This is a genomic window from Photobacterium sp. NCIMB 13483 (genome assembly GCF_003025475.1).
Taxonomy (GTDB): Bacteria; Pseudomonadota; Gammaproteobacteria; order Enterobacterales; family Vibrionaceae; genus Photobacterium; species Photobacterium piscicola.
Genome location: NZ_PYLV01000002.1, coordinates 245333 through 266508 on the forward strand (window position 1 = coordinate 245333; position 21176 = coordinate 266508).

Below are 21176 nucleotides of genomic sequence, written 5' to 3' on the forward strand. Positions count from 1 at the left end.
AATTAAAAGAAGCTAACGATGTTATGTTTTTCACATATTCATTACTCATTCTAAAAATACAACCGTACTAAATGTGCTTTTCCCTAGTTACAATCATATTATTTATTAACAGGACAACAAAAAGAAAAATAAATGTCACTAAGGCTACAGGTACACCATATTGTAGAGACAAACTGCACAAGGTATATACGCTTGATGATATTAATGTTCCAGAAGAAAAACTCGATAAAACAATCACATTAATAACAGTTAATCCCGTAAACAAGCTCACCATGCCGAGAGTTTGGTATGACTGTCTTTTAATTGTAAACAGCTGATTAGTCCGTGTCGCTTCAAATAGAAACTTCTGCCCTAATGAATATGACACCAACAATAATAACGTACTGTAAAACAAAGAAAACCCAAAAATTGAAATCGGATAGAGTGCTTTACTTGAACCCAATAAGTATACAAATTTTGCCGCTTCTAAAGCACTATAAAAAACAATAGCTGCTAATGAGTAAAATACTATCTGGCGTATAAGTCGATGTATGTTCATTCTAATAACCTAACAAAACCTGAAAATAATACATGCTGTTAAATGCTTTAGATTTAACCCCTTTTATAACACCCACAAAAAAGCGCCGAATTATCAGCGCCTTCTTAAAACGTTATCGTGTATTATTTTATCACACCACAGACCATACGTGCACCACCACCACCAAGCGGTTGAGGATGATCTGAATGGTTATCCCCTCCAGCATGAATCATTAATGATCGCCCTTTCAAATCTGATAATTTTAATCGAGGGGCTAGCACTGGCTGAACAGCATCACCTTTATGATTAACATAAAGAGGTGGTAGATCTCCCAAATGATTATCATCGGTCCATGAGAAACCATGCTTATCCGTTTTCATTGGATCATAATGGCCACCAGCGCCACCACCTAAAACAGTTTTACCCATTTTTTCAGTCGTATCACATGAAGGGTTTGTATGCACATGAAAACCATGTAATCCTGTTGGTAAGCCTTTTAAATGTGGTGTGAAAACAACACCATATTTTGTTTGCTCCATCGATATCGTCCCCGCCATAGCTCCAGAGCTAAGATCTGTCATCTTAACCGAGAGATCAGCAGCACTTACGCTAGCAGAAGCTAAAATTAAGGCAGAAAGTAGTATTTTTTTCATGGTTATAATCCTTATAGAAATCCATTTGACGCTTATTTAGTCCATAACTAGACAATACATTATTAGTGGCATTTTTTTACTCATCAAAAGTACCTGTATATAATGAAAATGTATAATAGCGAATGCTTATAAGCTTAATAGGAATTAATAATGAAATTTTTACACGCAAAATAATGCTGCAAATAGCGTCTTATAGAGCATACTTATAATGCATGATGGCGACAAAAAGAAAATAATCCCCGCTGCGACGGATTACATCTTAATACCCTCCTCAATGATTCATTTTATTTATGTCATATGATGTGACGAATATTAATCACCTTAACGCTATTCTGGTGGTAATTCTCTTATTAATAATAATACCGTCATAATGACAATATTTTTTACGACCTATAAAAAAGGCGCTGAATCATCAGCGCCTTCTTAAAAATCCACAATAATCTGATCGGCTAAGTACGGTATAAAACCTTAGAACTATGTCAATTTTTCAAACTTTATACGCAGTAATGCACGCATTAATTTACTTGCTAAATTATTATTTTAATGCAAAATATTGCATATTATAATTAATTCAAGATGAAATATGGCTACCACCTCAATTCCTCGTATCAGTGATAATTACTTAATCAAAGTCTTTGTAAATGATGTTCTTCTACATCATGAAAAATATGGACTATCTGGCCAAACACAAATAATCATATGTCTTGCGGGAATAAATATAACTGTTTCAGTACGGTACGATGAAGAAAAGAAGAAAAATGAAATATTCTCTGATCATAATGACCTTCTTATTAGCCTAGAAAATTCCGCATCTAACTCTATTAAATCTATTTATTTTACTGACAACACTAAACAACATAGCCACTTCACATACACAAGAAACCAAGATTCTTTCATTGATAAAATAGACATCAATGATCAAAATAAAACAGAAGAAGTTGTACTAATACACCAACTGGTTCATACAGAGCTGTTACGTCATACTGATATGCTTACGCATAGTATGAATTCGAAAAGTGACATATTCCCTGCTCACCATGACGTTTTAACTAAATTAGAAGGACTGAATGCTAATCTAATTGAAAAGCAACATGAACATACTATTCAATTAGAGCAAGAAAAACATGCTTTTTTAGAATTGAATTGCGAAAAGCACCAAACTCGTTTAGCTGAATTAGAAGATGAATTCAAAAATAAGCGAGAGCTATTAGATAATGAGTATCTAGGAAAAGATGATGCTTTAAAAATACGCGAACAGGCTGTAGAAGATAAAGACAACAGAACGACCCGTCGAAATACGACAACATCAATGCTCAAAGAAGTACAAGCAAAAGCAACACAGTTTAACTTCTCTCCTTCGGTCAATAAGCGTTCTTACGTTACTATTATTCTATGCCTATTTCTAATATTAATGGCAACCTTAAATACCTATACAGCCATTACAGAGCTTCACAATATCAATTACAAAGTAAATATACCTGATTATGGTAAATCAGAAGAAGTATTAAGACCGACAGCAGAAAAACCAAGTGAAATGCTATGGTTCTTATATATTCGTATATTCTTAGGCTCTACATTATTCATTACATCAGTTCTATATCTAATCAAATGGACAAACTCTTGGGCTGATCGTATTGCTCAACAAGAATTAGAAAATCAAAAATTTGTACGTGATTTAAACAGAGCACACCTAACGATTGAAATGTGCTTAGAATGGAATGAGAAAAAAGACGGTTCAATACCAGATAAGCTATTAACAGCAATGACTGAGGGGTTATTCAAAGATAAAACTCATGCATCAGTAGAAGTCAATCACCCAATAGATCAACTAGCATCAGCTTTAGTTAAAAGTGCTGAAAAGATTGAATTCCCTCTTGGAAATGGAAAAATCACTACTTCAGGAAAAGCAGTTGATAAACAAAAAGCGCCTAAACAAGATATACCAAAAACTGATGCTGCATAGTTAAAAAACCAATTAGAGGCGTTAAGAACGCCTCTTTCATTACTAAAACTACGTACGGTATAAAACCTTAATAATATGGTAACCAAATTTCGTCTTAATCGGACCGATTGGCTCTAGCACTTTGCCGCTAAATACGGCTTTATCAAATGCCGGTACCATCGCACCTTTTTTAAACTCACCTAAATCACCACCTTTTTTACCTGATGGACAAGTAGAATGTTTTTTAGCAAGCGTCTGAAATTTAGCACCTTTTTTAAGTTGCTCTAAAATATCATCGGCTTGTTCTTTATGTTTTACCAAAATATGGAGTGCTGCTGCTGTTGAAGCCATGCTAATAAACCTATTGTCGCTATACTAATAAAGGGCTTGCTTATGTGATAATTATCGCATTAGTTGGTACAAAATGCTAATGCCTCTCGTTATATTATAACATTAAAAAGGTGAAAAAATTTAAAGGCTTACAAATTAAAGAATCCATTTATAATGGTACTATTCATTTTCCATTCATGGCGACTTAGTTACAGTTATAAATATGAAAAAACATTGCAAATATTTATATCTAATTGGATTTATCAGTCTCATAAGTTGTCAGGTGTTTGCCTCCCCGACGGCTGATATAGATGAACATCACGATAATGTTATGGATGCAGTAGCCCAAGGACTCATTCAGCCTTTTTCTGCATTACAACATAAAGTCCAGCAGCAGTTATTAGCCCGTATTATTCGCGTCGAGTTAGACAAAGATGTTGATGAATGGATTTATGAATTAAAGCTTATTGATGGTAACAACAATATAATTAAAGTCGAGTATGAAGCCCGTACTCTTAAAATGATAGAAATAAAAGGTCGCCATCTTGAAAGCGTCCTTAAGGTTCCAAAATGAAAATTCTAGTTGTTGAAGATGATGTAACATTAGGCGAGCAAGTTGTCGCAGGTTTAGAACAAAACGGTTGGGTTGCTGAGCACTCCATAGATGGTATTGATGCACTTTACCGTGCAACCTCAGAGCCATGGGATGCAATTGTGCTTGATTTAGGCTTACCCAAGCTAGATGGCATTACCGTTTTAAAAGGCATTCGTGAAGAAAACGTTAACTGCCCAGTGGTGATCCTAAGCGCACGTAATGAGCTAACACAACGTGTTGATGGCTTAAATGCAGGTGCTGATGACTATCTCACCAAGCCATTTCAAATGGTCGAGTTAGTGGCACGCGTACGCGCCCAATTACGCCGTGCAACCGGTAATGTATCACCCGTTATTCAAGCTGGCGATTTAAGCTTAGATACCCGTACCTCAAAGGTAACCTGGCAAGATAATGTCATTGATTTAACCGCACTTGAATTTAAAGTGCTGTCATACCTAATGCACAATACAGATAAAGTAATCTCTCGCACTGAACTCGTTGAACATATTTATAAGCAAGATTTCGACCGTGATTCAAACACCATTGAAGTGTTTATTGGCCGTATTCGCCGCAAAATTGGTAATGACGTAATCAAGACAGTACGTGGTCTTGGATATCGTATCAATGCTAATTAACCTACCCAAAAATCGTCAACCCAGTATTCGTAACCGACTGCTCATTGCTGCAGCAGTCTGGTTATTGGCGATTACATTAGCAGCGGGCTACCTTGTCCCTACTTTTATAAAAACCTATTTAATTGAACAAGAGAAGTCACAGCTCTACCTTTACATGGATCAAATTACAGCCCAAGTCGATATTGATAAGCATGGTCAACTGTTTGTTGATGGTCGTCTATCAAACCCTCGCTTTAATTTTCCATATAGCGGCTTATATTGGTCATTAAAGCTTAATCACCAAGTATTGCGCTCGCGTTCATTATGGGATACCACCATAAAAGGCAATGCGCAAAAAGGTTTTGAAGGTCCTAATAACCAATCTCTCATTGTTGTGAAACGTAAATTCAGCTTACCCGATAGTGATTACCCTATCGAATTATCAGTTGCGGTAAATCAAGATAAGCTCCTTAAAACATTACAACAATTAACTCATGGTTTATGGATTATTCTTATTATCATGGCAATTGGTATTTTAGTCTTAACAACCTTACAAGTCAGTTGGTCGTTATGGCCATTACGTAAACTGCGTAAAAACCTTATCGAAGTTCGAGAGGGCCATTCAACTGAACTTACAGGGCTTTATCCTGTTGAAATTCAGCCTGTGATTGATGACTTAAATGCACTCTTGTTTCACTATCAAGAGCTACTGCTGCGTGCAAGAAACCACTCAGGTAATTTATCTCACGCACTAAAAACCCCGATTGCGATCTTAAATAATGAAGTATCGTTATTAGATCCAACCACACAGGCCAAACTTGCCCCTGCGCTGCAACAATTACAACAGCATATTGATTACCACTTAGGCCGCGCACGTATGGCTGGTGCAATGAATATTCTTGCGACAAAAACAGCGTTATCACACCGTATTGATGCTATTTCATTAGCGATGGATAAAGTCTATGCGCATCGCGGTGTTGTATTAGTCAATGAGCTAGATAGTGATGTGGTGATTGCGGTTGAAAAAAGTGACTTAGATGAAATGATCGGTAACATTATTGAGAATAGTTATAAATGGGCAACGAGTTTAATTCGCGTTTATCAAGAACCCATTGTCGATGGTCATATCGTGTTAGTGATTGAAGATGATGGACCGGGTATTGCTCGTGAAAAATGCAAACAAGTATTAAAACGCGGTGTTAGATTAGATGAAAACACTCCGGGTACAGGACTTGGGCTCAATATCGTTAACGAGTTAGTACACAGTTACCGTGGCGATTTAGTGTTAACCAATAGTACTCTAGGTGGTTTAAAAGCCATGCTTTATTTACCAATTCCTCGTAAGTAAACCTTAGCTATTAATAACCATCTATAACAAGCCCTACAACATATCATGCTTGCAGGGCTTAATTCGCTTGCTTTACCATCTATTTTTCCTAGAACCTACAACGCACGCATTAAAATTTCAAAATCTTCTTGTGCTGATTCAATCAAACATTGAAGCTCTTTTGCATCTTGATTAGTGAGATCCAATTGCCAACAAACCTGCTCGGCTTCACGACACACTAGCAATGTTTTCATGCCAGCTTTGTTGAACCACAATTGCGAAAAATCTGCTTCACAAAGGGCATCATCTTCCGTAATAACCACTTCTAACTTCCCTGTAGGAATAACACGTACAGAGGCATTACCTTGCTGATTGCCACACAAGGTAAAGTTTCGTTGCTCAATTAACATCATCGTTTTCTCCTTGTCTCTTATTAAAATGAGTGCACTACACCCAGCCACATAACATCTCTAAGTGTAGATTCATAAATTGAGATTAGGGGCATTTTTGCTTCTATTAATAGTTCTATCATTTCATATACTTGATTCTTCATACTAACAAGTTCATCAGAAAGATAACTTTTGTTATAGATCATTCAAATAACGCAGTGATATATTAAAAAACACAACAAAGGAAGATAAAAATTAAATGATAGATTTTCGCTCAGATACAGTAACTCGCCCATCAGAAAAAATGCGCCAAGTCATGGCCTCTGCCCTTGTTGGTGATGATGTTTATGGTGACGACACAACCGTTAACGATCTTGAGTTATGGGCCGCAGAACGTCATGGTTTTGAAGCGGCTATTTATTGCACCTCTGGCACCCAAGCCAACTTACTCGCATTGATGGCACATTGTGACCGTGGCGATGAATACCTTTGTGGTCAACAAGCACATAACTATAAGTTTGAAGGTGGCGGCGCTGCAGTATTAGGTTCAATTCAGCCTCAACCACTAGAAAATGATGCTGATGGTAGCATTCCATTCTCAAAACTAACGGCTGCTATTAAGCCCTTAGATCCACACTTTGCGCGTACTAAACTACTTAGCCTTGAAAACACCATCAATGGTAAAGTGTTGCCATTAGAATACATTCAGCAAGCGCGTGAGTTTGTTAATCAACACGGCTTACAAATGCACCTTGATGGTGCGCGTGTTTATAATGCCGCTGTTGCCATGAACGTGGATATTACAGAGATCGTCAAATACTTTGATTCATTTACGATTTGTCTATCTAAAGGCTTAGGTGCGCCTGTTGGCTCTTTATTACTTGGTGATAAAGCCTTGATAGCCAAAGCTCGCCGCTGGCGTAAAGTGCTGGGTGGTGGCATGCGCCAAGCGGGTATTATTGCTGCAGCGGGTAAATTAGCATTAACTGAAAATATTGAGCGTCTTGCTGACGATCACCATAACGCACGTTACTTAGCAGAGCAGTTAAATACTGTTGAAGGTTTTAGCGTAAACTTACAACATATCCAAACCAATATGGCATTTGCGAAGGTCGATCAACACATTAATCAAACCCAACTGATCGCAACCCTAAAACAGCAAGATATTTTGATCAGTGGCGGCAATCCAATGCGCTTCGTTACTCATCTGGATATCACAACAGCAGATATTGACACCTTTATTGCCGCACTAAAAAGCGCTTTGTAATAACCTGTTAATTAGCTAACAAAACGAATAGCCCATAACACACAGCTGTGAATATGGGCTTTATTTTAATTTTAGAAATGCATCACAACCCAGCAAAGAAACGCTAAATTTATCTCTCATCTTTACGATCCTAAACTACCCTTATAAGTAGAATTTAAAATAGATAAAAATACAGTATAGGCTGTAGCTTCAAGTCGCTAAACAAGGATGAATATATGGATGATTTACAATTATGGGTTGCCACCATAAAAACATGGTACAGCGAAAATAATCCACATAATCTTGAACCTCTTATCGCGATCATTAGCACTACCCCTGCGAGTTTATTTACTGCACCAGAGATACATCAAAACAAGCAAGATAATCATAAATATGAAGAAGCGTTGGCTTATTGGCTTGATGGGTGTCAAAAAATCAGCCAGTTTCATCGCCAACAACAACCTGAACTCGCCTTTACTTATCTCCAATTACCTTATGCCAAGTTACAAGCGCTTATCTGCGATCCGCAGCAAAGTGCCACCACAAAACGCTGGAGTTTAAAAAAACTCGATAGCATCATTGTGAAATTATTAGAATTTTGCCAATGCCAGCAACCGCAACACTGGCAACAACAAAGTCGTGATTTGATTGATTTACATGTTATTTTTATGGCGGCACAACAACACCTTAATCTTAGATATTAAAGCCATTATTATTACGATGACTGAGGCTTACTCCATACAGATTTAAAATCAAACCAGCCGAGTAAGTTCGACTCCATTCCTTGTAACTGTACGTTGTCATCTACGCCAAGCCAATTATGGAAAAGTGGAATAATCTGTCCTGTTTGAGACAATGTTTCGCCAATAATATCACTGGGGAACTTAGCGGTTACCGTTGAACGCCATTCACTGATCACCTGCTGTAATTGCTTAAATTCAGCATTTGGCATTACACGTTTAATATGATTAAAATTATGTAACCACGCCAAAATAGCATCACTACGATTGCTTCCCAGACTCATGCCATTTAACCAAATATCGATTTTTTCAGCATGCTTTCCTAAAACGATATCTTCATAGCTTAATTCCATTATATTGAGCCGAATACCATCTTTCATCAGGATTTTTTCAATCAAAGAAGCAACATACGGATAGATAGGGTGCTCATGTTGATAAGCCAATGTCACCACTCTTTTATGCGGTATAACAACAGCTTCAGGTAATTGTTGCGTATGAATCCAACCAGGTAATAACCCATAAGCATTAAACAGCTTAAAATCCCCTACCTGTGTTAAATCCATCTCACGCATTACATTTAAACTATATAACCGCGATTGAAAATAACGTAGCCACTGAGGATCTTGCGCTAAACCAGAAATACGGTTCAACAATAAGAAGGTGCAGCCTTGATCCATGGATAAACGTGATGAAATATGAACATGTTGCTCAAGTTTATCCCCCAATGTCGGTTGTAAATAACATGCCGCAAAATGATTTAATATCCACACTTCAACCACATCACTTAACGCTCTAAAACCAAAGTAATGCTCAAACGCTTCCAACTTAAATCGTTGTTTATCATTAACTGCTACTTTATAAGGACCAGTACCTATCGGAAACTTTTCATAATTAGGCAACGATGCATGATTAGCTGGCTGAATCATTGCGCAGGTATTGGCTAATAAATCAGGAAAACGGAAATCATCTTGAGTCAGGTAAAAATCAATAATATTAATAAATGGTGACGACACTTTGTCGATATGTGCAAACAAAGCCAGTTGCTTCACTTCTGAAAAAGTAGCAAAAATATCGTTACTATCAAGTAATCGACCATCATGAAACCGAATGGCTGGCCGTAAATAAAAGCGCCAATGGCGGGGTGTTATTGCCTCCCATGAATGAGCAATATCGCCAATAACTGTTTCTTGTTCCCCTTTTTCCTCATTTAGCTGCGTTAGGCCACTGAAAATTTGCCTTACAAGATGTTGTTCTGAACGACGTAACGGCTTTAAAGGTGTGATATTTTCAAAGCTACGATAATAAGGTAAACGAACAATTTGCTTGCCTTGATGATGTGAAATACCCAACTGTTCTTGAATCAATTGCACCAATTTTTCAGCATTATGATCTAAGGCAACTAATGCTGGCTCAAGCTTTCCTTCTGCAACCAATTTACGGGCATGATTAAGCTGTAACTCACTGTCTGTATTATTAAAAATAAGCCGCGACTGCTTACCTCGACCAACGGCAGGTTGCCAGTCAACCCAACCTTTTTCAACCATCTTATTAATCACCATCCGCACGTTACGACGCGTACAAAATAAGACTTCAGAGATATCTTGTAAATTAGTCTCGATGCTATTACCACCAAAGTGATTATAAAGACGTTGAAATTGCAATTTAAGCCGTTGACCACTCATAAAAAGGGGAACCTTATTTATCGATTTATACTCTTTTAACTTTTCTACTTTAACTTAAAATAGAACATGTCAAAACAAAAACGTGTCATCACAGAGTAAAATTACGCATGTTAACTCTGTGGCGTTTAATGTACTGACAAGGTTAATGAACATTGTCTGCAATGTGTTCCCCCAAACCATTGTGACTCCTGAGTGATCATTAATAACACTGGTTGATGTTATAGCTTTATAGTATCAGCCAGTCTTTCCTCTTTTCTTGCATCAAACTTTGTATTCCAACACAAACATGGCGACAGAAGTTGCTAATTAAATCAAATATAGGTAAAAACATACTTATCTATTCCTTAGAACTCATTCTCATCATGCCTGAATCTATTTCTCAACCTTACGATTTTTCCTCTTTAGTTCATAGTCGCCGTTCGGTACGTAAATATGATTTAACGGCCGAGTTTGATCATCAAGCAGTTGCTCGTGCTTTAGAATTAGCCGCCCTTTCACCTAACAGTTCCAACATGCAACTGTGGCAATTCCACCGCGTGATTAATGATGATAAACGCCAGCAATTAGCCACACTTTGTATGGGTCAAAATGCAGCTAAGACCGCCAATGAATTAATCGCATTTGTGATCACACCTGATAAATGGCAACAGCGCACACGCATTAATGCTGCCCACATTCGAGAAATGTTTAAAGGCCGTGATGATAAAGCCTCTAAACGCGCTCTTAAATATTACGAAAAGCTGATCCCGTTTGTATATCGCAACGATCGATTTGGTCTTTTGGGCTTAGGTCGTCGCTTAATCTGCACCTTTTTAGGTAGAAACAAGCCAATGATGCGTGAAGTGAGTAAAGCCGATTTACGGGTTTGTTTGCACAAAAGCAGTTCACTGGCAGCAATGACATTTATGATGGCAATGCGTGCAGAAGGCTATGACACGTGCCCAATGGAAGGATTTGACTCTAAACGCGCTAAAGCCTTACTAGGCCTTAAAAATAGCGATGAAATTACCATGATTGTTAGCTGTGGCAAGCGCACAGATGAAGGTATTTATGGCGAGCGTCAACGGGTTGATAATCAAGAGATCATCATTACGCATGCTTGATAGTTTGACTCATCGAATACACAAGCAATAAAATACAAAAGCGCATGGCATTAATGTTCTGTTATATGCGCTATCCCTTGGTTAGTAAGAGTAATTCAAATGTCTAATGTCGTTCAGCTTTCTATGTTCAGTCAAAATAAAAAGACGAACACTCCCCCACCAGCCAAATCATCAAGCCCTAAAGCATTGAGGGAACAGGCTGTATTACAACAGCAGAATCGTTGTTATTTTTGTGGCACACGTAAAGAAACCAAAGATCTTAACTGGCTTAATCAGGTTGGCTTTAAACAAAAAGCACATGTTGTTTGTGGTAGCTGTAGTTCTGATGCTAAATCGCGCCCAATGGATGAACTTCGAATAATTCTGGCACTAAAAGCAATGGATTTTAGAACCATTAAGATTCAGCAATATCTTGAGTTAAGAGAGAAAGGTATTCATATAGATGGTGTTCGTGATTACAAGTTCTACTTTGAAACTCTTGAGTGATGATAAGCTCGAAAGGCACTCGGGCTTGTCTAACACTTGAATAGGTGTCGGCTACGCGACACATGTGCTTATCTGTTAAACGCAGCCAAAAAACAATGCGGGGCTGATATTATATTTAGATGAAATCGCTTGAATATGCTCTTTTGTCAGTTTACGAGAACCATTGAGGATCATTGAAACCAAACTTTTGCCACCAATGACATCTTTTAGATCATCAGCTTTAAGTTGATACTGATCCATTAATACACGCAGTATTGCCACTCCATCATCTAAATTCTCAATACGAGAATTAAACTCTGCAAATTCATCTGCACTGTCTTCCCAACGCTCGATAGATACTTCCAACACCTCAATTAATGGTTTATAGACATCATATTCTTCAATAAGATCGTCCATTAATGCCAAGGCTTCAGCGTATTCTTCTTCCGTTGAAATATGGCCAACAAAACTAGCCATTGAAAATAATTGTAATGCGGTTGATTTCACTTGATTAAAATTTTTCATTTTGACTCCTTTGCATATTTGGCGCATAACTTGTCATATTCTGCGTGAGGAACAATATGCTTAACAAACATTCTATTATCTCGAAACTCAATAAAGGTCATTAATCGTAAATTATTTCCACCGATATCAAGAACATACCATTTATCTTTATACTTAAAATTATCTAAGCTTGGATAAACATTTTTCATATCCAGTGGATTTGAAAAGTTATTATTTTTTAATGATTTATATAGCGCATAAATTGCCGCAGCATCATTCGGATATTTTTTCGCGGCATCGCTGAATGGTTTTCTTGATATTACGTGCATAAATACCTCTAAGTTCACTATATGTGAATATAGCACTCACAGATAAACTTCACAAGTTGTGAACCAACAAAGAAGCGTTTAAAAACTTATTATATTAACAACTTGCCCAAATTTATTCTTTGAACATGCGCCCGTATTTATCTTCTAATAATATAAAAAACATTATAAATCAGATATATTTCCACTTATCAATCTCAATGTTAATCACAAAATCAGGCACTTACCTGCTAGTTTCCGTTTTTTACTCTACAACGCGCTGATAGTAGATTCCCTATCTCGTTCGTAACCTCACTGTAGGGAATGACGGGGTGAGTTGAGCATTCACTAGCAGGAATGTTTATGTTTCACTGTGTTGTAAATAACGATCGTTGATTTATGCGTTATGGTAAAGAATTAGGCTGGTTATTATTCGTCATCTCGGAAGTTGAGGAACGAAGCTATCCGTGATCTATTCATCACGTAATTGAGCTTAAAAGACGTCAGCGAAAATAATAAGGATAATGGCATTAACGCGTAATAATTAAAGAGGTTCTAATTATAAATTAATGACTTAAATTAATTTGCTCACGTCAAGGATAACGCTCGACTTCTTTTCAGCATCACCCTTCATAATATTCGCAATATTTACTTATATAAAGGTGCTCGGACTTGTCCAACACTTGAATAGGTGTCGGCTGCGCGATACATGTACTTATTTGTTAACTGCGCTTTTCAGCTTTAGTTACACAAACAGAAAATAGCTCTTTCATTGGCGCATAATTACAATGATAACCATGGATATTTGCAGTTACCCATTGTTCAGACGTAATACCAGAAAAATTAATATTGTAACCACAGTTAATTGCAATGTGTTCAAACAACAAACGTTGGGTGCGACCATTACCTTCACGAAATGGATGTAAAACGTTAATATCGCAATAATACTCAGCTAATTTAGTAAGAAATTCATCGAATGATAGATCAACTAAATACTTATCTTTTTCTAACATTGAAAAAAGATTATTCGCTTCTTTTCCAATTCTAGCAACATTGCAGAAGCGTGTATTTCCTTTTGAAATATCAATTGTTCTTAACTCGCCAGCCCATTCAAATAGATCAGAGAACAAGATACGGTGAATTGAACACAAATAAATAAAGTCGTAAGGAGGTAATTGAAACTCCACATACATTGCAGCTAACGTCGTTAAATCACGCTCAGCAGCCTCTAATACTGCTTCATTATTAATATTGAGCTTATTAACTAGAACCGTACTATTTTCGTAAGTATAAGGATCATGTGTTGTTCCATATTTATCAGCCATTGAGCGCCTTTAACGAATTTACGTTTGAGTATTTATTTAACAATATTTGACGTTGTTGCTCTCTATCGAGTGATAAATCGAAATCACTAGCAATATCATGCCCTTCTAAACGCATACTTTCTTTAAAGTTATCCATTTTGACTTGCTCGAAATAGGCATGTTTATCTTCATAAGAAGAAAGTATTGAATTACTAGGCATCACTAAATCAATATTATTAAGTTGAGATTGAATCGCTTTCCCTGATTCAAAAACACCCCAACTATTAATAGAAAAATGAAAGGTTCGACCTTGACGCTTTCTTTCAATATTTAAGCCTAGGTTTTCAATTAGTGAATTAACTACAGATTGTACTTTACGTTCAGAGATCCCAGTAGCAGCAACAATAGCTTGAGTATTTGGAGATTCTAATCGTGTCATTGCAGCTAAAACTAATAATTCGTACTTCATGCTTACCTCGCACATTTATGCGGAAATAATATTAGTCTACAACTCAAAGAGAATAATTACCATATATTGAAAGCTACAGTTAACGCCCAACAACGCGCTGATAGTAGATTCCCTATCTCGTTCGTAACCTCACTGTAGGGAATGACGGGGTGAGTTGGGCATTCACTAGTAGGAATATTTATATTTCACCACAGAGATACAGAACACCCATATCTATCACTATTCAATAAAGATTTCAGCTTGTGGTGAACAAACAGAGCCCTCAGTACAATACTGAACGCTCTCTTTCTGATAGCCACTAATTGTAGCGCGGTGATTTTTATTGCCAGTTGGGATTTTGGCTCAAGGCTTGTGTGAATACACTTTTTACTTGCTGATCAGGCTGACCAATATATTGATATGTTGCGTAAATACTTGGGGTATTCAATGCATCAGGCACATCTTTCACATGCACAATCATTGAATATTTTTTATTATTATCAGTCGTTAAAGTGATCATAAAATCACTAGCACAATCATGAGGTTTACAAAAAGAAACAGCATCATAAGTATGACCGCCCATAACAATAGCTTCTAATGGCGAAGTAACGGTATTGTCTTTTATCCAATCAGGAAGTTGCTTTTCAACACTCGCTACCGATTGAACTGCATTTGCTGTCGTCGCTTTTGCCTCTGTTTGGAATGATGACGTGTGCGAAAAATCACACCCTGCCAGCATCACACTCATCGCTGCTATTAACACTAATTTTTTCATTCTGACTCTGATACCTAATAGTTAGGTTTATAATTAAAATATAAGTAATCAACATCATATAGCGATATTCTTGGTAACAACCATTAGTTTATTCTTTTAGATGCACTTTAAATGTTAATAGCGCATACTTTGTTCAATCACAAAGTAAAACTACGAACGTTTTTATCGAAAACAATCAAATAGCATACCTTATTACCGTAATTTAGGTTATGGTATCGGCAATTGAATAAAAGAAGTGATGATATGCCACTAATTACAGAAAAACTGATTACTTTAAAAAACGCGTGGATGGCTAGCCATATTACTGATGCTGAATTTCCAACCCCATTAAGTGAACAAGGTTTACATCTGTATCAACTCGCACACTCAGAACTGTCTACGCAGATTATTGACTCAATTACCTCTCCAACTGAATCATCGTTAACCTTTTATCCTGTAGATTGTCATCCCCTTACTATCCGCTATGCATTAGTGTATTCAAGCTACTGGCAACAAGAAGAGCAACAACAAGCTATTGTTGAATACTTAACTCAAATTATGTTTGAAGCTGATGAAAATGCACAACTTTATGTGGGATTTTATAATGGTAAACCTGCAGCAACAGGTATGATTTATACTGATATTAACGATGGTGATAAAGTAGCTTTAGTCAGTGATATACATGCACTACCACTTCCAAATCAAAGCCAACTAACGCAAGACATGGAGCAATATTTATTAGATGTTGCTCAACAAGCCGCGACAACTGTAGTACTTCAAAAATAATAAAAAATATCAAGATGTAACCATATTGCATCTTGATACTTTATATTGGCGACCTCTAAAAAATACGATGTTCTCGCTCCGTATTTTTGACGCATCGATAAACTCTGCCATAATATTAATACAATTCTATTTATAGTGACTGGTTGCATAATGGCTATATTAATTAAATACAATTAGATAATAAGGAATGATATGAAAGGAATCATTTTCACAGAGTTTATTACGATAGTAGAAGAACAATTTGGTTTAGAAATAAGTCAAAAAATGTTTGATCATGCTAATGATACGGGAGTTTATACTGCTGTTGGTAGCTATGATCATCGACAATTAATTAGGCTAATCATGAGCTTAAGTCACATTACTAATATTCCCGCACAACAACTTCAACAAACCTATGGTCGGCTCGTTTTTCCAACATTGTTAAAAACGCTCCCTATTCCCGATATTGAAAGTGATGATACTTTCAGTTTTATCGAAAAAGTGGAGCACCATATTCATATTGAAGTTAAAAAACTCTACCCTGATGTGACGCCACCTAAATTTGTTTTTAGCAATAAAACACAATCAACAATGACAATGGATTATCATTCAGCCCGTTGTATGGGGCATGTTTGCATGGGCGTATTAGAAGGCTGTGCTAATTATTTTAATCAATCATTAACCATCGCTATGCAACCAATGAATACATCACAAAGTCATGTCAGATTTTCATTAACTCTCACTGGTGACTAACATGGATGCCAAACGCCATATTATGTTATTAGAACGCAAACTAGAACGAGAACATGCATCTCGTATTATGGCTGAAAAATTATTAGAGATAAAAAGTCGTGAACTTTTTGAGACTAATAACATATTAGAAAAATCATTAGAAAAACTACGTTTACAGGCAGAATTAGATTCCGCTCAACTCGCTTATCAAACAAAAATAGAAAACTTGCTCCTTACTTATGCACGGTTATTCCTCAAGCAAGCTCCTTGCCGTGAAAATATTCAGCAATTAATCGAAAGCCTCATTGATGGCTACTACATTACTGCCTGTTATATTTCTATCATGCCTATTGAAAACATTACTATTAGTGGTGATTATTGCAGCGGTCGAGAACAAATGTGGGTTCCACCAGCGGCACTTAAAAATCAGATTTCATTATGGGACCCAACCACCAACCTTTACTGGACGGCATTGATTAATAACAACGATATTGTGGGGTATTTTGCGGCAAGAATATCGGCACCAATAAATAGGATTACAATTATTCAGCAACATCTAGCACTTTTTTGTGAATTATTCCGTTCCGCCATTGGTCGTCAAATAACGCTTAGTCGAGCTATTCACGCGCGTCAACGTGCCGAAGATTCAGAACAATCAACCCGTGATTTTTTAGCAATGATTAATCATGAATTACGCACACCGCTTAATGGTTTATTAGGCACTGCTGAGCTATTACAAGATACCGAACTAAACCAAAATCAGAGTAAGTTATTAACAACATTAAATCATTCAGGTGAACTACTTCGCGCGATTATTAATGATTTACTTGATTACAGTAAAATCAATGCAGGCATGTTAGAGCTCATAGAAAAACCATTCGATAGCCATTTATTAGTCATCAAATTAAGAGATATATTCTCTCATCGTGCTTTAGAAAAACGGTTAGATTTTACTATCGACTATGACACTAGTATTCCGCGTTCAATTAATGCCGATGAAGATCGTCTTAAACAAATTTACGTTAACCTCATTGCTAATGCGATAAAGTTCACCCATCAAGGATTTGTAAGAGCGAAATTTAGTTGGAAAAATAATTGCCTCATCTTTACCGTAGAAGACAGTGGTTGTGGCATTGAAAAACAACAACAACATAAGTTATTTAAACCATTTAGCCAGATTGATATATCAAGTAAACGCAGCCATGAAGGTACAGGTTTAGGCTTAGCGATATGTAAACAGTTATGCGAACAAATGGACGGTAATATTACCTTATCTAGCGAAACCAATAAGGGCACAACGTTTTCAGTATCATTGCCATTAACAATAAGTACACTTGATGAGACACTATCGAATCACCCTCCTATTTCACATGAAGCATTACAACAATTAAATATTTTGGTTGTTGAAGATTTAAAAACCAACCAAATGATTATTCAATTAATGCTTCAAAAACATGATATTAATGTCACGATTGTCGATAATGGCCAAACAGCATTAGAGATTATTGCCGAGAAACCATTTGATATTGTACTTATGGATTGCCGTATGCCGATTATGGATGGGTATTATGCTACCAAAGTATTACGTAAACAAAACTTCACCAAACCCATTATTGCACTAACAGCAGGCACAACAACGGCCGAACGAGAAGCTTGTATTACTGCGGGTATGGACGATATTTTATGTAAGCCTTACATGGCAGCAGAATTGCTGGCAATGCTTAATTTATGGTGCAATACCTCACATCAACGCCATTTAAGCCATGAGTCAAACAACTAACATCATGGCATTAATACCATTAAATTAATGACTATGAGCCACTACAGATACGGTCTTCGTTGCAACCTTAGATACATTGCTTGATCCTGCAAGTGATGGCGATGGTTGTTGCACTAACTCATCAGATTGTGGACGTAATGTTGGTTTTAGTAAAACATACTCCATGATATCTCGTGCAAATGGAGCAGCATGCCACCCCCAACCACCATGTTCTAACACTACAGTCACTAAAATAGTGGGATCATTAGCAGGAGCAAAACCCGTAAATAAAGCGTGATCTTTAAAATGCTCAGCAACTTCATTCGCGTTGTAATGTTCAGTATCCTTCATTGAATAGACCTGACTTGTACCTGTTTTACCCGCAACTTGGAATGGCATATTTTGGAACATTTGACTGGCTGTCCCTTTTTCTACAACAAGCTCCATGCCTTTTTTAATGATCGCCCAATCTTTTTGAGGTACAGAGCTAAGCGGTTTAAAATCAGTAAAAGTAACAGGCTGTTGGACTTTACCGTCAATGATATCTTTCAATAAATGCGGACGATGCTCAACCCCATCTTCTGCAATAACCGATGTGGCTTTGGCTATCTGTATTGGCGTCGCAGTCCAGTAACCCTGGCCAATCCCAAGTGGTACCGTATCCCCTTGCATCCAAGGATGATGAAAACGTGCCATTTTCCAAGCTCGCGTTGGCATAATACCGGTTGAATCTTCATCAATATCAATACCTGAATGCTGACCATAACCAAATTTAGTCATCCACATTGATAATCGATCAATACCTAAATCATACGCCACTTGGTAAAAATAGGTATTCACTGATTTTTCAATCGCTTTATAGATATCAACATTGGCAAATCCTTGCACTCTGTCATCTCTAAATTTACGGCTTTTACTGTTAGGAATGCGCCACCAGCCATGATTGTTACGAACAGTATGTACTGTGATAACCCCTGTTGTTAACCCTGCCGCAGCTAACTCAGGTTTGACGGTTGAACCCGGTGGATATAAACCTAATGTAGCACGGTTTATAAGTGGACGTGCAGGATCATCCAACAATGCGGCATAAGCTTTTGAGGAAATACCATTAACAAACAAATTCGGGTTATAGCTCGGACTTGAAACCATAGCTAAAATCGCCCCATTTTTGGGGTTCATTGCCACGATAGCACCGCGACGAACTTTGGTTACCATTAAGCCTGTTGTAGGATCTTTTTGCTGTAGTGTCAGTAATTTTTGAGCATAAAGTTGTAGATTAATATCAAGCGTTAATTTGAGATCTTTTCCAGCCACCGGTGGAATATAAGATAATGTGCGTACAACACGGCCATGACTGTTAACTTCAACTGTTTCATAGCCAGTTTTACCATGCAGTAAATCTTCATAGTAGTGCTCAATACCTAACTTACCAATAGTGCGAGTTGCCTTATAATTATCGTATTTACCGCTCTTTTTTAAAGCAGCAATATCACGATCATTAATTTTTCCGACATACCCTAATAAATGCGTTAATGAGGCGCCATAAGGATAGTAACGTTCTAAATGAGCATCAACATCAACCCCTGGATATTCAAATTCATTAACCGAAAATACCGCCACTTGTTTATTGTTCATGTGCGAAATAAGGGTGACAGGTTTAAATGCTTGTACTTGTGATTTCGCTTTATTGAAAGCCACTATCTCTTTATCTGAGATACCTAATAATTGTTGTAGTTGAATTAATACTTGTGATAAATTTTTTACTTGGTCTGGAATTATTTCTAATGAGCAAACGGGAATATTATCCGCTAATATCACCCCATTACGGTCATAAATACGACCCCGATTAGGCGCGACAGGAATAAGTTTAATACTGTTGTTATTTGAGCGCGCTTTATATTCACTGTAATCTTCTACTTGTAAATGATAAAGGTTGGCAATTAACACACAGGTTAAAATCAAAATACCAACAAAAGCTTGAATCGCTCGTCGAATGAATAAGGCTTTTTCTTGCTTATGATCGCGAATCTGGCGGTAGCGTTTGTTTTTCATAGAACGTTTAATTGACTCATAATCGAGGGCGATAAATTGCTAATCGTCAAATATAACACCCTATTGATACTTTTATAGAATATAAAATGTCATCTAAGCCCAATAATGAATAAAAATACATTTATTTGTTTAAAAATACAGCATTAAAAGTGGCATAAAATTGACTGGTTGCAATTTACAACTGAACGGATAACGCTACAATACTGTTCTTCTTATCGTTAAAGATTTACAAATGTTTAATTCTCGTTCTGCCAATAGCGTTATCGTACTCGACTTTGAAACCACAGGCTTATCACCAACCCAAGGTGATCGAGCAATTGAGATTGGTGCTGTTAAACTTGAAGATGGTCAGGTCGTCGCGCATTTCCAGCAATTAATGAATCCAGGCTTTAGAGTCAGCAGTTTTATCGAGAGCTATACTGGCATTAGTAACAATATGCTCCGTACTGCCCCTTGCTGTGAAAATGTCATGGCTGAATTTGCTGATTTTATTGGTGATGCAAACCTTGTTGCTCACAATGCCTCTTTTGATCAGCGTTTTTTAGATGCAGAACTAGCGTTAATTAATCGAAAATATAGCGATCAATTTGCGTGTTCTATGCTTATTGCACGACGTTTATATCAACATGCTCCAAACCACAAACTGGGCACATTAGTTGATTATAAACATATTCATCATGATGGCGTCTTTCACCGTGCATTAGCCGACTCCGAAATGACCGCCCGCTTATGGTTAGCAATGATTGACGATATAAAACATCAATATGGTGTTGAAGACGTATCGTTTGGGTTAATGCAAAAATTTGCTAAAACACCCAAAGCCAATATCAATAAATTATTCAATTAACGTGCATTAATTTACTTATATCAAAGCACCACTGTCATTAAGACCTCACTCTGGTATGCTACATATCAATAATTTAACGAAATCATAGAGCCGAGTTATACAG

Annotated in this window: 23 protein-coding genes; 12 read left to right on the forward strand and 11 right to left on the reverse strand. The window is 37.0% G+C overall.

Annotation, left to right across the window (positions count from 1 at the left end):
* Positions 1–67: 67 nt before the first annotated feature.
* Together C9I86_RS20225 and sodC are read right to left on the reverse strand one after the other, a co-directional pair.
* The gene (locus C9I86_RS20225; RefSeq protein ID WP_146142622.1) at positions 68–538 is read right to left on the reverse strand and encodes a hypothetical protein; all 471 of its coding nucleotides are present in this window, start codon (positions 536–538) and stop codon (positions 68–70) included.
* Between the two features lie 122 nt (positions 539–660).
* Positions 661–1170: a superoxide dismutase family protein gene (gene sodC, locus C9I86_RS03060; RefSeq protein WP_107275592.1), complete on the reverse strand. Its 510-nt coding sequence runs from the start codon at positions 1168–1170 to the stop codon at positions 661–663.
* A 583-nt stretch (positions 1171–1753) separates the two neighbouring features.
* Between sodC and C9I86_RS03065 the strand changes: the two genes are divergently transcribed.
* Positions 1754–3133 carry a hypothetical protein gene (locus C9I86_RS03065; RefSeq protein WP_107275593.1) on the forward strand — a complete coding sequence of 460 codons (1380 nt, stop codon included), beginning with the start codon at positions 1754–1756 and terminating at the stop codon, positions 3131–3133.
* Positions 3134–3181: 48 nt separating this feature from the next.
* On the opposite strand, the gene ppiC is transcribed toward C9I86_RS03065, so the two are convergent.
* Positions 3182–3463, reverse strand: a complete 282-nt coding sequence (gene ppiC / locus C9I86_RS03070; RefSeq protein WP_107275594.1) for a peptidylprolyl isomerase PpiC — start codon at positions 3461–3463, stop codon at positions 3182–3184.
* Between the two features lie 262 nt (positions 3464–3725).
* On the opposite strand from ppiC, the gene C9I86_RS03075 reads away from it, so the two are divergent.
* Genes C9I86_RS03075 through C9I86_RS03085 form a run of 3 tightly spaced genes read left to right on the forward strand, consistent with a single transcriptional unit; the run spans position 3726 to position 5999 of the window.
* Positions 3726–4016 carry a PepSY domain-containing protein gene (locus tag C9I86_RS03075; protein ID WP_235865769.1) on the forward strand — a complete coding sequence of 97 codons (291 nt, stop codon included), beginning with the start codon at positions 3726–3728 and terminating at the stop codon, positions 4014–4016.
* Positions 4013–4672, forward strand: coding sequence for a response regulator transcription factor (locus C9I86_RS03080; protein ID WP_080156034.1), 660 nt, complete (start codon positions 4013–4015; stop codon positions 4670–4672). The genes C9I86_RS03075 and C9I86_RS03080 overlap by 4 nt, the downstream gene beginning before the upstream one ends.
* Positions 4662–5999: an ATP-binding protein gene (locus C9I86_RS03085; protein WP_080156035.1), complete on the forward strand. Its 1338-nt coding sequence runs from the start codon at positions 4662–4664 to the stop codon at positions 5997–5999. Before C9I86_RS03080 ends, C9I86_RS03085 begins: the two co-directional genes overlap by 11 nt.
* Positions 6000–6094: 95 nt before the next feature.
* On the opposite strand, the gene C9I86_RS03090 is transcribed toward C9I86_RS03085, so the two are convergent.
* A complete protein-coding gene (locus tag C9I86_RS03090; RefSeq protein ID WP_241956835.1) occupies positions 6095–6391 on the reverse strand; it encodes a hypothetical protein in 297 nt (98 codons plus the stop codon).
* A 235-nt stretch (positions 6392–6626) separates the two neighbouring features.
* Between C9I86_RS03090 and ltaE the strand changes: the two genes are divergently transcribed.
* Together ltaE and C9I86_RS03100 are read left to right on the forward strand one after the other, a co-directional pair.
* Positions 6627–7634 carry a low-specificity L-threonine aldolase gene (gene ltaE / locus C9I86_RS03095; RefSeq protein WP_080156036.1) on the forward strand — a complete coding sequence of 336 codons (1008 nt, stop codon included), beginning with the start codon at positions 6627–6629 and terminating at the stop codon, positions 7632–7634.
* A 215-nt stretch (positions 7635–7849) separates the two neighbouring features.
* Positions 7850–8317: a hypothetical protein gene (locus C9I86_RS03100; protein WP_107275595.1), complete on the forward strand. Its 468-nt coding sequence runs from the start codon at positions 7850–7852 to the stop codon at positions 8315–8317.
* A gap of 11 nt (positions 8318–8328) precedes the next feature.
* Here C9I86_RS03100 and C9I86_RS03105 read toward each other — a convergent pair whose 3' ends face one another.
* Positions 8329–10035 carry an SgrR family transcriptional regulator gene (locus tag C9I86_RS03105; RefSeq protein WP_107275596.1) on the reverse strand — a complete coding sequence of 569 codons (1707 nt, stop codon included), beginning with the start codon at positions 10033–10035 and terminating at the stop codon, positions 8329–8331.
* A gap of 362 nt (positions 10036–10397) precedes the next feature.
* On the opposite strand from C9I86_RS03105, the gene C9I86_RS03110 reads away from it, so the two are divergent.
* Both C9I86_RS03110 and C9I86_RS03115 read left to right on the forward strand, forming a co-directional pair.
* Positions 10398–11138 (forward strand): nitroreductase family protein, encoded by a 741-nt coding sequence (locus C9I86_RS03110; RefSeq protein ID WP_107275597.1) that lies wholly within the window; start codon positions 10398–10400, stop codon positions 11136–11138.
* Between the two features lie 99 nt (positions 11139–11237).
* Complete coding sequence (locus tag C9I86_RS03115) at positions 11238–11624, forward strand: hypothetical protein (protein WP_107275598.1); 387 nt, start codon at positions 11238–11240, stop codon at positions 11622–11624.
* 75 nt (positions 11625–11699) lie between these two features.
* Here C9I86_RS03115 and C9I86_RS03120 read toward each other — a convergent pair whose 3' ends face one another.
* The 5 genes from C9I86_RS03120 to C9I86_RS03140 all read right to left on the reverse strand — a co-directional run bounded on the left by C9I86_RS03120 (position 11700) and on the right by C9I86_RS03140 (position 14939).
* The gene (locus C9I86_RS03120) at positions 11700–12128 is read right to left on the reverse strand and encodes a type II toxin-antitoxin system HigA family antitoxin (protein ID WP_107275599.1); all 429 of its coding nucleotides are present in this window, start codon (positions 12126–12128) and stop codon (positions 11700–11702) included.
* Complete coding sequence (locus C9I86_RS03125; protein WP_107275600.1) at positions 12125–12436, reverse strand: type II toxin-antitoxin system HigB family toxin; 312 nt, start codon at positions 12434–12436, stop codon at positions 12125–12127. The genes C9I86_RS03120 and C9I86_RS03125 overlap by 4 nt, the downstream gene beginning before the upstream one ends.
* Positions 12437–13134: 698 nt before the next feature.
* Positions 13135–13737, reverse strand: coding sequence for a putative adenosine monophosphate-protein transferase Fic (locus tag C9I86_RS03130; protein WP_080156044.1), 603 nt, complete (start codon positions 13735–13737; stop codon positions 13135–13137).
* Positions 13730–14185, reverse strand: coding sequence for a YhfG family protein (locus C9I86_RS03135; RefSeq protein WP_241956836.1), 456 nt, complete (start codon positions 14183–14185; stop codon positions 13730–13732). Before C9I86_RS03135 ends, C9I86_RS03130 begins: the two co-directional genes overlap by 8 nt.
* Positions 14186–14504: 319 nt before the next feature.
* Positions 14505–14939, reverse strand: coding sequence for an Ivy family c-type lysozyme inhibitor (locus tag C9I86_RS03140; RefSeq protein WP_107275602.1), 435 nt, complete (start codon positions 14937–14939; stop codon positions 14505–14507).
* A gap of 243 nt (positions 14940–15182) precedes the next feature.
* Between C9I86_RS03140 and C9I86_RS03145 the strand changes: the two genes are divergently transcribed.
* The 3 genes from C9I86_RS03145 (at position 15183) to C9I86_RS03155 (ending at position 18195) form a co-directional block, all read left to right on the forward strand.
* Positions 15183–15704: a hypothetical protein gene (locus C9I86_RS03145; protein WP_080156047.1), complete on the forward strand. Its 522-nt coding sequence runs from the start codon at positions 15183–15185 to the stop codon at positions 15702–15704.
* A gap of 192 nt (positions 15705–15896) precedes the next feature.
* Complete coding sequence (locus C9I86_RS03150) at positions 15897–16436, forward strand: heme NO-binding domain-containing protein (RefSeq protein WP_080156048.1); 540 nt, start codon at positions 15897–15899, stop codon at positions 16434–16436.
* Position 16437: 1 nt separating this feature from the next.
* Positions 16438–18195, forward strand: a complete 1758-nt coding sequence (locus C9I86_RS03155) for an ATP-binding protein (RefSeq protein WP_107275603.1) — start codon at positions 16438–16440, stop codon at positions 18193–18195.
* Positions 18196–18219: 24 nt separating this feature from the next.
* Here C9I86_RS03155 and mrdA read toward each other — a convergent pair whose 3' ends face one another.
* Positions 18220–20226 carry a penicillin-binding protein 2 gene (gene mrdA / locus C9I86_RS03160; protein ID WP_107275604.1) on the reverse strand — a complete coding sequence of 669 codons (2007 nt, stop codon included), beginning with the start codon at positions 20224–20226 and terminating at the stop codon, positions 18220–18222.
* Between the two features lie 232 nt (positions 20227–20458).
* Here mrdA and C9I86_RS03165 point away from each other — a divergent pair, with 232 nt between their 5' ends.
* Positions 20459–21073 (forward strand): PolC-type DNA polymerase III, encoded by a 615-nt coding sequence (locus tag C9I86_RS03165; RefSeq protein ID WP_080156051.1) that lies wholly within the window; start codon positions 20459–20461, stop codon positions 21071–21073.
* Positions 21074–21176: the final 103 nt, after the last annotated feature.

Bases quoted from the DNA above. Each gene is read 5' to 3' on its own strand.
- C9I86_RS20225 (WP_146142622.1), bottom strand. From the start codon at position 538: ATGAACATACATCGACTTATACGCCAGATAGTATTTTACTCATTAGCA.
- sodC (WP_107275592.1), bottom strand. From the start codon at position 1,170: ATGAAAAAAATACTACTTTCTGCCTTAATTTTAGCTTCTGCTAGCGTA.
- C9I86_RS03065 (WP_107275593.1), top strand. From the start codon at position 1,754: ATGGCTACCACCTCAATTCCTCGTATCAGTGATAATTACTTAATCAAA.
- ppiC (WP_107275594.1), bottom strand. From the start codon at position 3,463: ATGGCTTCAACAGCAGCAGCACTCCATATTTTGGTAAAACATAAAGAA.
- C9I86_RS03080 (WP_080156034.1), top strand. From the start codon at position 4,013: ATGAAAATTCTAGTTGTTGAAGATGATGTAACATTAGGCGAGCAAGTT.
- C9I86_RS03085 (WP_080156035.1), top strand. From the start codon at position 4,662: ATGCTAATTAACCTACCCAAAAATCGTCAACCCAGTATTCGTAACCGA.
- C9I86_RS03090 (WP_241956835.1), bottom strand. From the start codon at position 6,391: ATGATGTTAATTGAGCAACGAAACTTTACCTTGTGTGGCAATCAGCAA.
- ltaE (WP_080156036.1), top strand. From the start codon at position 6,627: ATGATAGATTTTCGCTCAGATACAGTAACTCGCCCATCAGAAAAAATG.
- C9I86_RS03100 (WP_107275595.1), top strand. From the start codon at position 7,850: ATGGATGATTTACAATTATGGGTTGCCACCATAAAAACATGGTACAGC.
- C9I86_RS03105 (WP_107275596.1), bottom strand. From the start codon at position 10,035: ATGAGTGGTCAACGGCTTAAATTGCAATTTCAACGTCTTTATAATCAC.
- C9I86_RS03110 (WP_107275597.1), top strand. From the start codon at position 10,398: ATGCCTGAATCTATTTCTCAACCTTACGATTTTTCCTCTTTAGTTCAT.
- C9I86_RS03115 (WP_107275598.1), top strand. From the start codon at position 11,238: ATGTCTAATGTCGTTCAGCTTTCTATGTTCAGTCAAAATAAAAAGACG.
- C9I86_RS03120 (WP_107275599.1), bottom strand. From the start codon at position 12,128: ATGAAAAATTTTAATCAAGTGAAATCAACCGCATTACAATTATTTTCA.
- C9I86_RS03125 (WP_107275600.1), bottom strand. From the start codon at position 12,436: ATGCACGTAATATCAAGAAAACCATTCAGCGATGCCGCGAAAAAATAT.
- C9I86_RS03130 (WP_080156044.1), bottom strand. From the start codon at position 13,737: ATGGCTGATAAATATGGAACAACACATGATCCTTATACTTACGAAAAT.
- C9I86_RS03135 (WP_241956836.1), bottom strand. From the start codon at position 14,185: ATGAAGTACGAATTATTAGTTTTAGCTGCAATGACACGATTAGAATCT.
- C9I86_RS03140 (WP_107275602.1), bottom strand. From the start codon at position 14,939: ATGAAAAAATTAGTGTTAATAGCAGCGATGAGTGTGATGCTGGCAGGG.
- C9I86_RS03145 (WP_080156047.1), top strand. From the start codon at position 15,183: ATGCCACTAATTACAGAAAAACTGATTACTTTAAAAAACGCGTGGATG.
- C9I86_RS03150 (WP_080156048.1), top strand. From the start codon at position 15,897: ATGAAAGGAATCATTTTCACAGAGTTTATTACGATAGTAGAAGAACAA.
- C9I86_RS03155 (WP_107275603.1), top strand. From the start codon at position 16,438: ATGGATGCCAAACGCCATATTATGTTATTAGAACGCAAACTAGAACGA.
- mrdA (WP_107275604.1), bottom strand. From the start codon at position 20,226: ATGAAAAACAAACGCTACCGCCAGATTCGCGATCATAAGCAAGAAAAA.
- C9I86_RS03165 (WP_080156051.1), top strand. From the start codon at position 20,459: ATGTTTAATTCTCGTTCTGCCAATAGCGTTATCGTACTCGACTTTGAA.